This is a genomic window from Sphingopyxis sp. HIX (assembly GCF_001468285.1).
Lineage (GTDB): Bacteria > Pseudomonadota > Alphaproteobacteria > Sphingomonadales > Sphingomonadaceae > Sphingopyxis.
Window position 1 is genome coordinate 66,756 of sequence record NZ_LNSB01000023.1, and the last position, 11,100, is coordinate 77,855.

The window sequence follows — 11,100 nt, forward strand, 5'->3', positions numbered from 1 at the left end:
TCAGCCCGAGCGCGGCACTTGCAACAGGATATTGCGCGGTCCGGCAGCGCCGCTAACCCAGCCGGTGCGGCGTCGGATCGCCGAGTTCCTCGACGAGTTGGCGATACGCCTCGGCGCGGCAACGGGCGTAAAGTTCGCCGATTTCGATCCGTGCGATGCCCCGCTCGGTCACCAGCCGGTCGAGGATCGCCTCGTCGCCCGACAGCGCGATCGCTCGGACGAGTTCATCGCCGGGCCGGCCGAGCGCCTCGGCGATCAGGCGAAAGCTGCGCGCGCGCTGGCGGAACTCGAAATCCATCAGCCGCGAGGATTCCTTCTCCTCCTTGCTGAGCAACGCGCGGCGCAGGTCGAACACCATGGCCGCAATCTAGGGCGCGGCGCCCGGCCCCGCAATGCGCGCAGCAAAAAGGGCGGCCCGTTGCCGGACCGCCCTCCTGTTTCCGCCCGTCGGCGGAAAAACTCTTAGCGCTTCGAGAACTGGAAGCTGCGGCGGGCCTTGGCCTTGCCGTACTTCTTGCGCTCGACCGCGCGGCTGTCGCGGGTCAGGAAGCCCGCCGCCTTGACCGGGCTGCGCAGCGCCGGTTCGAAGCGGGTCAGCGCCTGCGCGATACCGTGCAGCACGGCGCCCGCCTGGCCCGACAGGCCGCCGCCCTTGACGGTCGCGACGACGTCATACTGGCCGGTCCGCTCGGTCAGGCCGAAGGGCTGGTTGATGACGAGGCGCAGCGTCGGGCGCGCGAAATAGACTTCCTGGTCGCGGCCGTTGACGGTGATCTTGCCCGTGCCGGGCTTGACCCACACGCGGGCGACGGCGTCCTTGCGGCGGCCGGTCGCATAGGCGCGGCCCTGTGCGTCGACCTTCTTCTCGCGAAGCGGCATCGTGCTCGTCGGGGTAGCGACGGTGCCTTCAACGGCGCCGGCGAGATCCTTGAGATCGGTCATGGTCTGTTCGTCGGCCATTATGCACCCACCTTGTTCTTGCGGTTCATCGACGCGACGTCGATCACTTCGGGGTTCTGTCCGGCATGCGGATGTTCGGTGCCGGCGAAGATGCGCAGGTTGCGCATCTGCTGGCGGCCGAGCGGGCCGCGCGGGATCATGCGTTCGACGGCCTTTTCGAGCACGCGCTCGGGGAAACGGCCCTCGAGGATCTTCGCAGGGCTGGTTTCCTTGATGCCGCCGGCATAGCCGGTGTGCTTGTAATACCGCTTGTCCTGCAGCTTCTTGCCGGTGAACGCCACCTTCTCGGCGTTGATGACGATGACATTGTCACCGCAATCGACGTGCGGGGTGAACGACGGCTTGTGCTTGCCGCGCAGGATATTGGCGATGATCGTCGCAACGCGGCCCACAACGAGGCCCTCGGCGTCGATCAGCACCCATTTCTTTTCGACCGTGCCGGCATTGGCCGAAGCGGTCGTCTTGGTCAGCGCCTTCATGGCGACCTCCTTGAGACATGGGGAGCGGCAGGAGCCGCCCGAAACAAACCGCGCCGCAAGGTCCGGATGGACGCCGCGGCGCTTCGGAGCGGGCCAATGACGATTTGGACTCGGAAAGTCAAGCAAGGAGCGGCTTTGCTGACGGGTAAAATAATACCTCTAGCCGGGATCGCTCCCTGGGTCGCCGGGCGTGAGCGCGCGAATCCGCTCCTCGACCAGCGTCCGCGCATCGGTGCCGGGCTCGCGCGTCCAGCTCTGCCGCCGTTCGGTGAGGACCAGCCCCGCCGTGGTATCGACGGTCCACAAAGTGTCGATGTCGAGCGCGCCCGATGCCAGTTCGGCGCGCTCGGATTTGGCGACCGTACGATTCTGCCCCTCCTGCCGGATATCGACGTCGTCGCCCGCCACCGCCGGGATCGACGCATTCACCGGCGCGACCAGCGCGCGAATGTCGGCGGTGAGCAGCTTGTCGCGCTCGGCCTCGGGCAGCGCGGCGAGCAGCGCCGCGATCTGCCGGGCCTCGGGCGTCGCCGCCGCGGCGGCGATATCCTGTGTCCGCTGTCCGACGCGCGCCCACAGTTGCGCGGGATCGGCGAGCGCGACGCTCCGCCCGCTGGCGTCGACGAGGTAGGAGATCGTCTCGCCGACCAGCGGCTGGAACAGCGCAGTCAGCTTGCCCACCAGTTCGGGCCGCGCATCCGATTCGATGCGCCGCAGCACCGTATCGAGCCGGTAGCCGCGCCCCGCGCCCTGCCATTGCAACGCATAGACGAGCGCGAAGCTGATCAGCGTGCCGCTGCGGCTCACCCGGCGGGTGGTGACGCGATAGGTCATGGGCTCGCCTAGCGGCGGCGCAAAAGCCTGTGCGGCGGCGGCGTCGGGCACCTGCATCGCCAGCGAAGCTTCGGGCGCGAGGAGCAGCAGCGCGAGCGCGCCGCCCCACGGGCCGCGCCTTGTCATGCGGGCGCGCGGCCCAGCCGGTGGAGCGCCGCTGCGGTCGCTCCGACGAGCATCGCCCCGACGGCCTGGTGCGCCACCGCGATCCACAGCGAGACGCCGGTAATCACCGTCAGGATACCGAGCGACATTTGCGCGACGACGATCAGGACAAGCGCGCTTATGTGCTTTTCGCCGCGCCGCGCGAGCGTGCGCGCGACCAGCAACAGCGCCGCCGCCGCGACCCACGACCACCAGCGATGGAGGAAATGGATCAGGAAGGGATCGTTGGTCAGCGCCATCCATGCGCCGCCGCTCCAGTCGATTCCGTCAGGAAAGAAGCGGTCGTTCATCGCCGGCCAGGTGTTCGCGACCTGTCCTGCGTTCAGCCCCGCTACCCAGGCCCCGAGCAGCAGCTGGATCAGGAGAATGGCGATCACGACGACCGACATGCCCGTGAGTCGCGCGGGTTTTGCGGCCGGATCGCGCGCCAGCGCCCGCAGATCGCGCGCGGTCCAGATAAGCCCGGCGAGCAGGAACAGCGCGGTGAGCAAATGGGTGGCGAGACGGAAATGGCTGACGTCGGTGCGATATTCGAGCCCCGAGGCGACCATCCACCAGCCGATCGCACCCTGCAGCCCGACGAGCGAGGTCAGCGCGACGAGCCGCCAGCCATAGCCCGGCGGGATCGCGCGCCGGAACGCGAACCAGGCGAGCGGGATCAGCATCGCGGCGCCGACGAGGCGGCCGAGGATCCGGTGCAGCCATTCCCAGAAGAAGATCGCCTTGAACGCATCGAGCGACATCCCCTTGTTGATCTCCTTATATTCGGGGATCTGCTTGTATTTCTCGAACTCCTGGACCCAGTCGGCCTCGTTGGTCGGCGGCACCACCCCTGACACCGGCCGCCACTCGGTGATCGACAGCCCCGATTCGGTGAGCCGCGTGATGCCCCCGACAGCAACGACGACGATCACGAGCAAGGCGACGAGCCAGAGCCAGCGCGCCAGCGCGGCAGGACGGGGGCGGGAGGAGGAATGCGACATGGCCGCCCTATCGGCGCTCGCCCATCCATAGGCAAGAGGGATGGGGAGATCGGGATCTCGGCGTTGGATCTGGAAAAATCGCCAGCCCGAAAACCGCTAAAGAAAAACCCGCCGGTGCCTGAACACCGGCGGGCCCTTCAAGCCTCCGAGCGCCGCGCCTATTCCGCCCGCGTCGGCACGTCGGCCATCATCTGGTGCAGCTCGCCCGCTTCCCACATCTCCATCATGATGTCGGAGCCGCCGATGAATTCGCCCTTCACATAGAGCTGGGGAATCGTCGGCCAGTCGGAATATTCCTTGATCCCCTGGCGGATTTCCATGTCCTGCAGCACGTCGACGGTGTCATACTCGACGCCGAGACGGTCGAGCATCGCGATCGCGCGCGAGGAAAAGCCGCACTGCGGGAAGAGCGGGGTGCCCTTCATGAAGAGCAGGACGGGATGGTCGGCGACCAGCTTGGCGATGCGGTCGCCGGTGGTCTGGGGTGCGGTGTCGGTCATGTGCAGTCTCCGGTGCGGCGCCCGTTCGGCGCGCGAAAAGCGTCTCGTCCCTATGAAGGAACGGCGGTGGTCAATTGCAAGGCATGAAGTTCGCCGCCCATTCGCCCGCCGAGCGCCGCGTACACCGCCTTATGCTGCGCGACGCGGCTCATACCGGCGAAAGCGGCGCTGACGACGTGCGCCGCATAATGGTCGTTGTCGCCCGCGAGGTCGCGGATCGTCACCACGGCGTCGGGGAACGCCGCCTCGATCATCGATTTGAGGTCGTCCTCGCGCATGCCCATCGGACTATCCTTAGAGCTTGTCCATGAACTGGCGACGCGCCTCGACCGCCTTGTCGCCCAGCGCCTCGCGGATTTCGGCATCGCTGATCTCGACCCCGGCGGCGGTCAGGTCGCCCGCGAGCTTGCGGATGACGTCCTCGTCGCCGGCTTCCTCGAAATCGGCCTGCACCACCGCCTTGGCATAGGCGTCGGTCTCTTCGGGGGTGAGTCCCATGCGCTCGGCCGCCCATTCGCCGACCAGCCGGTTGCGCCGCGCGGTGATCCGGAACTGGATCTCCTGGTCGCGGGCGAATTTCGCCTCATGGGCCTTTTCGCGGTCGTCGAATACGCTCATCTCATCCTCTTGCGCTGGGAGCCGGACTTTGCAGATAGGTCGCGCGGGCAAGGGGCGCAAGCCGCCTGTGCGGCAGATCACTTCCCTTTTGCATGCGAAGGGGTTACGGTCCGCGGCAAGGGTTATCGGGTCGTACCGCAGCAACGAAGACTGCGCCTTGTCGCCAATGCGCGGTCAGGGCGCCTGTAGGCTTGGTTTGGGGGATTACGACGATGACTGCTCGACGTCCGTTCGCGCTCACGATTCTGGGGGCCATCGCCTTGGCCCTGCCCGGAATCGCGCCCGCGCAGGAGGTGCAGGACCCGACGCTGCGCGACAGCTTCGCGATCGGCGACAAGGGCGGCTCGCTCTGCGAGGTCCAGGCGACGGTGCGCGATTCGGTGATCGACGGCATGTTCGACCGCGCGTGGATGATCCTGTGCCGCGACGCGAGCCAGCCGGTCGGCTATGTCCGCATGCTGCGCGCCACCCCCGCCGAGGCGCAGGCGCGCGTCGACCGCGCGCGCAGCGGCACGATCGTCTGCACCGCGCCGGGCAGCTGCACGGTCAGGGACAGCGCGGTCCAGTGGAACACGCGGATCGAGGCCGCGGGCAACACCAGCTACGCCGTCGAGGGTTTCGCCGCCTATAATGACGCGCTGAACCTCGCGCTCGAATCGATCCGCCAGCGCAAGGTTGTCGCGGGCAAGATCAACGTCGCAACGACTTCGATCGGCGGCAACGACGGCTTCGCGCGCACGCTGGCGGGAACGATCGACGTCGACCGCGCGCTCGCCGAGGGCTATCGCCGCAACCACAGCGGCGACTATGCCGAGGCCGCCGAATTCTTCGAAGCATTGTCGCGCCGCGCGCTCGAGGAACAGGCCGCGGCGGACATCGACCCGACCGAATTCACGCTCAACCGCGCGCTGCAGAAATCGAACCTCGGCGAGTTCGCCGAGGCCGAAAGGCTGTTCGGCGAGGTCGAGGCGGTACCGACCACCGACCCGGTGCAGCTCCGCCTCCGCCGCAATTTCCGCGCGATCCACGCGCTCAACCAGCGCGACTATGCCGGCGCCGCCGACCTGCTCAACACGCCGATCCCGCCGCTGACCAGCGCGGTGACGGTCGAGGGCAAGGCGGTGACGCTGACCCCCGAGATCGTCGCGGGGGTCAACAGCGGCAGCACCTCGCGCGCGATCCGCCAGAGTTCGGACAATGAGCGGCTGACCCCGCTCGAGCGCGCGCAGATCATCGACGCGCAGGCGGTGCACCTGCTCGGCACGGTCGAGCGGCTGCGCGGCGAACCCGCCGCGGCGAAGGCCGCGCAGCTGAAGGGCCTCGCCGATGCGATGGCGGTGCGCGAGGGGCGCGTCACGTCGATCGTGCGGCTGCGCTCGCAGATGCTGGGCGAGCTCGCGCTGGCCGAGGAGGCCGCGGGCGACGCCGCGGCGGCCGATACGCGCTTCCTCGAATCGGTGGGCGCGCTCGCGGTTGAATATCCCGAGACCAACGCGCTCGCCTCGGCGCGCGCGCGCTACGCCGCCTTCCTGACGCGCCACGACCGCAATGCCGAGGCGATGACGATCTATCACGACGTCGTCGCCGCGCTCGCGAGCTCGCAGCGCTCGACCAGCGGCATGGCGAACATGATGGCGCCCTATTACCGCCTGCTCGCCGATCGCGCCGCGACCGATCCGTCGGCGGTCGCCGACTTCTTCGTCGCCAGCCAGCTGCAGGTCCGCCCCGGCGTCGCCGACACCCAGGCGGTGCTGGCGCGCGAGCTGTCGAGCGGCAGCGACGAGGGCGCACGGCTGTTCCGCCAGGCGACGACGCTCAACCGCGACATCGAACGCGCGCGGATCGAGGATGCGCGGCTCGCGCAATTCCCCGTCTCGCCCGAGATCAACGCGCTGCGCGCCGACCTCAAGGTCCGGCTCGACAACCTCGGTTTCCAGCAGGCCGAGACCGTCGCGTCGCTGGCGGCCTTCCCGCAATATCGCGTCGTCGCGCCGGGCAAGCTCGACCTCGCCGAGCTGCAACAGGTGCTACGCGCCGACGAGGGTTATTTGAAGATGCTCGTCGTCGGCGATGCGGTCTATGCGATGCTGATCGACAACAAGGGCGCGCAGCTCTGGCGCGCCGATATCGGCGCTGCCGCGCTCGACGCCGCGGTCGACAGCATCCGTTCGACCATCTCGATCGTCGAGAACGGCCGCCGCGTCACCTATCCCTTCGACGCCGCGACCGCGCGCAGCCTCTATACGCGGCTGTTCGGTCCCGCCGCCGACCGGCTGCCGACGATCGCCAACCTGACCTTCGAGCCCGACGGCGCGATGCTGCGGCTGCCGATCAACCTCCTGATCACCGCCGACACCGGGCTCGCCGAATATGAGCAGCGCCTGCTCGATCCCAATGGCGACGCCTTCGACATGCGTCAGATCGCCTGGCTGGGACGGACGACGCGGCCGAGCACCGCGGTGTCGGCGCTCGCCTTCCGCAACGCGCGGCAGGCGCCGCCCTCGAACGCGGCGAACCAGTATTTCGGTCTCGGCCAGAACCAGCCGGTGGGCGCCACCACCGCGAGCCTCGGCTCGCGCGGCGCCGCGGGTGGGGTCGACGACAGTTGCCAATGGGACCTCGCGCAGTGGAACCGCCCGATTTCGGCCGACGAGCTCGTCACCGCGCGCAGCGCGATGGGCGGCACCGCGGGCACTTTGCTCACCGGCAGCGGCTTCACCGATACCGCGGTCAAGACGCGCGGCGACCTCAATGACTATCGCATCATCCATTTCGCGACCCACGGGCTGGTCACCGCGCCGCGCCCGTCGTGCCCGGCGCGCCCGGCGCTCGTCACCTCCTTCGGCGGCAGCGAGTCCGACGGGCTTTTGACCTTCCAGGAAATCTACGACCTCAAGATCAACGCCGACCTGGTCATCCTGTCGGCGTGCGACACCGCGGGCGCCGCGTCGGTCCGCGCGACGCGCGAAGCGGGCGTCGCGAGCGGCGGCGGCAACGCGCTCGACGGGCTGGTCCGCGCCTTCATCGGCGCGGGCGGGCGGTCGGTGATCGCGAGCCACTGGCCCGCGCCCGACGATTTCGACGCGACGAAGCGGCTGATCGGCGGCCTGTTCGGTGCGCGGCAGGGCGAGAGCGTCGCCGACGCGCTGTGGACGACGCAGATGCGGCTGATGGACGAAAAGCAGACCTCGCACCCCTATTATTGGGCGGGGTTCGCGATCATCGGCGACGGCGGCCAGCCGCTGCTGCACGGCGCGACGGCGACCGCCGAAGCGCCGCAGACCGGGGAGGCCGCCGGCCGCGCCGCCCGCTGATCCGATGACCGAAAGCCCGACGAGAGAGACAGCGCCGGCGGCCGAAGCCGCGAGCGAGACGCGCGCCGCCGTGCCGCTGCGCAAGCAGCTCCGCCGCCTCGCGACCCAGCTCGGGCCGTGGCGCATGGCCGCGACCTTGCTGTTCCTCGCCGCCGCGGTGTTCGTCGCGCGGTCGAGCTGGCAACTGCCGCTCGTCGGCGACGCCGAGCGCGCGCTCTACGACAGCCGCGCTTCGCTGATGGCGCCGCACGTCGAGCAGGACCCGCGCATCGTCATGATCACCTATAATGATCAGACGCTGTTCAACACCGGCATCCGCTCGCCGCTCGACCGCACCCTGCTCGCCAATGCGCTCGCCAATATCGACCGCATGGGGGCGAAATCGATCGGCATCGATATCGGTTTCGACTCGCCGCGCCCCGACGACGATGTGCTGAAGGCGCAGCTGCGCGCGATGAAGACGCCGACCTGGCTCGCCTATGTCGACCAGGCGACCAACCAGAACACCATCTATTTCGAGCAGCAGAAATTCCTCGAGGCCTATCAGGCCGATGTGCGCACCGCCAAGACGCGCCCGACGAGCGTGCGATTCGAGGTCGACGAGGACAATGTCGCGCGCAAATGGCCCAGCCGGCCAAAGCATCTGCCGCCGCTGATGGCCAATGCGATGGCACCGATCGATAAGGCGCACGCCGATTATCAGGGCAATATCCGCTACCTGCTGCCGCTGCGTTCCGACGAGAACGGAGAAATCGAGGTCTTCAACAACCTGCCGATCGACAATTTCGGCATAGCTATGGACGAAGAAACGCTCGCCGCCTTCGCCGAATCGGTGCGCGGCCGCTATGTGCTGATCGGCGCCGACGTGATCGACACCGACCAGTTCGTCACCCCGCTGACGCGATTGCCCAGCAAGCAGTCGGGCGAGCGCGAGACCATGCCGGGGCTGGAGATCCATGCGCATATGCTGGCGCAGCAGCTCGACGGCGCCTGGTCGAAGCCCGTCCCGGGCTGGGCGTTGTGGCTGCTCGCCTTGCTCGTCGTGATCGCAGGCGGGCTCACCAGCCTGATCGACCTCAAGGCGCGCTGGGTGGTGGTCATCTTCGCCGGGCAGATGATCTTCTTCCTCGCCTATCCCTTCTGGCTGCAGCGGATCGGGGTCGACACCACCGACCTGCCCGCCTTCGGCCAGGCGCTCGGCTGGATTTTCGGCTATGCCGCGGTCGGTACCGCGGCGCGCACCATCGGCTCGCGCCAGCGCGCCTTCGCGCAGTCGGCGCTCGGCAAATATCTGCCCGCCGACGTCGCGGCGCAGATCATGCGCGATCCCGACCAGCTGTCGCTGCACGGCGAGCGGCGGAACATCTTCTGCGTCTTCACCGACCTCGAGGGCTTTACCAAGCTCAGCCATGCGACGACGCCGGAAACGGTGGCGCGGCTGCTCAACGAATATCTCGACCGGCTGTCGGACGTCGTGCTGGGTCATGGCGGGACGATCGACAAATTCGTCGGCGACGCGGTCGTCGCCTTCTGGGGGGCGCCGCTCAGCCGGCCCGACGACGGGCCGCAGGCCGCGGCGGCGGCGCTCGCGATGTACGAGGCGGGCGAGAAATTCCGCGTCGACCTCGCCGCCGAGGACGTCCCGCCGCTCGGCATGACGCGCGTCGGGCTGCACGTCGGCGACGCGATCGTCGGCAATTTCGGCGGCGAGGGCCGCATCCAGTACACCGCGCTCGGCGACAGCATGAACACCGCCTCGCGGCTCGAGGCGGCGAACAAGAGCCTGAAGACCGGGGTGCTGGTGTCGGCCGAGGCCGAGGCGCGCGCCGGGCGCGACGATCTGGTGCCGATGGGGCGCGTGACGCTGCGCGGGCGTGCGCAGCCCGTCGATACCTTCACCCCGCGCCCCGACCTCGGCCCCGAGCAGCGGGCGCGCATCGCCGAAATGGTCAAGGCGCATGCATCGGGAGATAAAGTTCTTTATGTGACCTGCGCCACAGCATTGGGCGTGGAATTCAGTCACGATACATCCATCCTGTTCTTGATAGAACGCCTGAACGAGACCGAAAGTGGAGAAAGCTATGTCCTGTCCTGACATCCGCCTGCGCCGGCTGGGGTTGACCGGGGCCGCCCTTCTGGCCGCGGTTGCCGTCACCGGCACCGCCGCCGCGCAATCGATCATCGTCCGGTCGACCGGACCCTCGGCGTCGAAATATCCCGCGGGGACCAAGCTCAAGGCCAGCGACCGCGTGGCGCTCGTCGACGGCGACAAGGTCGTGCTGATGCAGGGCGGCAAGACCCGCACGCTCAGCGGCAAGGGCACGTTCACCGTCGGCGCCACCGTGCAGGCGAGCCAGTCGATGGGCACCACCGTGACGCGCATGCTGGCCAAGGGGCCGACGACCCGGTCGCGCGGGGGTTTCGCGCGCGAGGCCGAAACGGCGGCGCCCAGCGAATTTCGCGCGCCGAACCTGTGGCTGCTCGACTATCGCAGCGGCGGCACCTTCTGTGTGGCCGACCCGGCAACGCTGATGCTGTGGCGCCCCGACATGTCGAGCGACACCGCGCTGACCATCGCCAAGGGCAGCCAGAGCGAGACCGTCGCGCTGGTCAGCGGCGCGCAGTTCCGCAAATGGCCGACCGAAACGCTGCCGATCGAATATGGCGTCGATTACCAGCTGTCGGGTGCGGGCCTGGCCGCGCCGGTGACGGTGCGCTTCGCGACGATCGCGGCGATGCCCGAGACCGCCGACGCGGCGACCGAAATGCTGATGACCAAGGGCTGCACGCCGCAGCTCGACCGGCTGGTCGACGCGATGTCGGAGTCGGAAGCGACGAGCGGTTGACCGGAGCGGGCGGGAGCCATTGTCCCCGCCCGATCCATCTGATAACAATGGGATGAAAAGCTGCCGTCCGAGCGGCATGTCCTTTCCTTGGGTCGAAAATTCGCGCAGTCCGTCACCGGGCTGGGCATGATGAATTGGACGCACGGCGGCAACGCCGGGCGGGTTCGAACGCAAGGGGTGGCGATGAACGGCAAGGGGCAATGGCAGCTGGCGGATGCGGCGGATCGCGGGCGCGCGAAAAGATCGCTGCTCGCCGGATCGGGGCTGGTCCTCGCAATATTGTCGGTCCCAGCGCAGGCGCAGGTGGCGACCCCGCAGATCCCGACGCGGTCGGACCAGGCGCCGTTCAGCATCGCGGGATCGATCCCCTCGACGGTCGAGAATTGCACGTCGCGCAGCGT

Annotated in this window: 12 protein-coding genes; 4 read left to right on the forward strand and 8 right to left on the reverse strand. The window is 68.4% G+C overall.

The features are described 5' to 3' along the window. Positions 1-52 precede the first annotated feature (52 nt). The 8 genes from ATE62_RS12495 to ATE62_RS12530 form a co-directional block, all read right to left on the reverse strand. Positions 53-358, reverse strand: a complete 306-nt coding sequence (locus ATE62_RS12495; protein ID WP_058810331.1) for a hypothetical protein — start codon at positions 356-358, stop codon at positions 53-55. A gap of 104 nt (positions 359-462) precedes the next feature. Further along, the gene (rpsI, locus tag ATE62_RS12500; RefSeq protein ID WP_058810330.1) at positions 463-960 is read right to left on the reverse strand and encodes a 30S ribosomal protein S9; all 498 of its coding nucleotides are present in this window, start codon (positions 958-960) and stop codon (positions 463-465) included. Continuing rightward, positions 960-1,439: a 50S ribosomal protein L13 gene (gene rplM, locus ATE62_RS12505; RefSeq protein WP_058810329.1), complete on the reverse strand. Its 480-nt coding sequence runs from the start codon at positions 1,437-1,439 to the stop codon at positions 960-962. The genes rpsI and rplM overlap by 1 nt, the downstream gene beginning before the upstream one ends. Before the next feature lie 159 nt (positions 1,440-1,598). After that, a complete protein-coding gene (locus tag ATE62_RS12510; RefSeq protein ID WP_058810328.1) occupies positions 1,599-2,399 on the reverse strand; it encodes a hypothetical protein in 801 nt (266 codons plus the stop codon). Then, complete coding sequence (locus ATE62_RS12515) at positions 2,396-3,421, reverse strand: COX15/CtaA family protein (RefSeq protein ID WP_058810327.1); 1,026 nt, start codon at positions 3,419-3,421, stop codon at positions 2,396-2,398. The genes ATE62_RS12510 and ATE62_RS12515 overlap by 4 nt, the downstream gene beginning before the upstream one ends. 158 nt (positions 3,422-3,579) lie before the next feature. Next, entirely contained in the window at positions 3,580-3,921 is a 342-nt protein-coding gene (grxD, locus tag ATE62_RS12520; protein WP_058810326.1) for a Grx4 family monothiol glutaredoxin, read from the reverse strand. 50 nt (positions 3,922-3,971) lie between these two features. Further along, positions 3,972-4,205: a BolA/IbaG family iron-sulfur metabolism protein gene (locus ATE62_RS12525; protein WP_058810325.1), complete on the reverse strand. Its 234-nt coding sequence runs from the start codon at positions 4,203-4,205 to the stop codon at positions 3,972-3,974. 10 nt (positions 4,206-4,215) lie between these two features. Then, positions 4,216-4,539 (reverse strand): DUF1476 domain-containing protein, encoded by a 324-nt coding sequence (locus tag ATE62_RS12530; protein WP_058810324.1) that lies wholly within the window; start codon positions 4,537-4,539, stop codon positions 4,216-4,218. Between the two features lie 212 nt (positions 4,540-4,751). On the opposite strand from ATE62_RS12530, the gene ATE62_RS12535 reads away from it, so the two are divergent. The 4 genes from ATE62_RS12535 to ATE62_RS12550 form a co-directional block, all read left to right on the forward strand. Then, positions 4,752-7,853 carry a CHAT domain-containing protein gene (locus ATE62_RS12535; RefSeq protein ID WP_058810323.1) on the forward strand — a complete coding sequence of 1,034 codons (3,102 nt, stop codon included), beginning with the start codon at positions 4,752-4,754 and terminating at the stop codon, positions 7,851-7,853. A 4-nt stretch (positions 7,854-7,857) separates the two neighbouring features. Next, on the forward strand, positions 7,858-9,948 hold the full coding sequence (locus tag ATE62_RS12540) for an adenylate/guanylate cyclase domain-containing protein (protein WP_058810322.1): 2,091 nt from the start codon (positions 7,858-7,860) through the stop codon (positions 9,946-9,948). Further along, positions 9,935-10,699 carry a hypothetical protein gene (locus ATE62_RS12545; RefSeq protein WP_058810321.1) on the forward strand — a complete coding sequence of 255 codons (765 nt, stop codon included), beginning with the start codon at positions 9,935-9,937 and terminating at the stop codon, positions 10,697-10,699. Before ATE62_RS12540 ends, ATE62_RS12545 begins: the two co-directional genes overlap by 14 nt. A gap of 183 nt (positions 10,700-10,882) precedes the next feature. Beyond that, on the forward strand, positions 10,883-11,100 hold a 218-nt coding region (locus tag ATE62_RS12550; protein ID WP_156422282.1), incomplete at its 3' end, for a hypothetical protein.

Bases quoted from the DNA above. Each gene is read 5' to 3' on its own strand.
- ATE62_RS12545 (WP_058810321.1), top strand. From the start codon at position 9,935: ATGTCCTGTCCTGACATCCGCCTGCGCCGGCTGGGGTTGACCGGGGCC.
- rplM (WP_058810329.1), bottom strand. From the start codon at position 1,439: ATGAAGGCGCTGACCAAGACGACCGCTTCGGCCAATGCCGGCACGGTC.
- ATE62_RS12530 (WP_058810324.1), bottom strand. From the start codon at position 4,539: ATGAGCGTATTCGACGACCGCGAAAAGGCCCATGAGGCGAAATTCGCC.
- ATE62_RS12515 (WP_058810327.1), bottom strand. From the start codon at position 3,421: ATGTCGCATTCCTCCTCCCGCCCCCGTCCTGCCGCGCTGGCGCGCTGG.
- ATE62_RS12510 (WP_058810328.1), bottom strand. From the start codon at position 2,399: ATGACAAGGCGCGGCCCGTGGGGCGGCGCGCTCGCGCTGCTGCTCCTC.
- ATE62_RS12540 (WP_058810322.1), top strand. From the start codon at position 7,858: ATGACCGAAAGCCCGACGAGAGAGACAGCGCCGGCGGCCGAAGCCGCG.
- ATE62_RS12495 (WP_058810331.1), bottom strand. From the start codon at position 358: ATGGTGTTCGACCTGCGCCGCGCGTTGCTCAGCAAGGAGGAGAAGGAA.
- grxD (WP_058810326.1), bottom strand. From the start codon at position 3,921: ATGACCGACACCGCACCCCAGACCACCGGCGACCGCATCGCCAAGCTG.
- ATE62_RS12525 (WP_058810325.1), bottom strand. From the start codon at position 4,205: ATGGGCATGCGCGAGGACGACCTCAAATCGATGATCGAGGCGGCGTTC.
- rpsI (WP_058810330.1), bottom strand. From the start codon at position 960: ATGGCCGACGAACAGACCATGACCGATCTCAAGGATCTCGCCGGCGCC.
- ATE62_RS12535 (WP_058810323.1), top strand. From the start codon at position 4,752: ATGACTGCTCGACGTCCGTTCGCGCTCACGATTCTGGGGGCCATCGCC.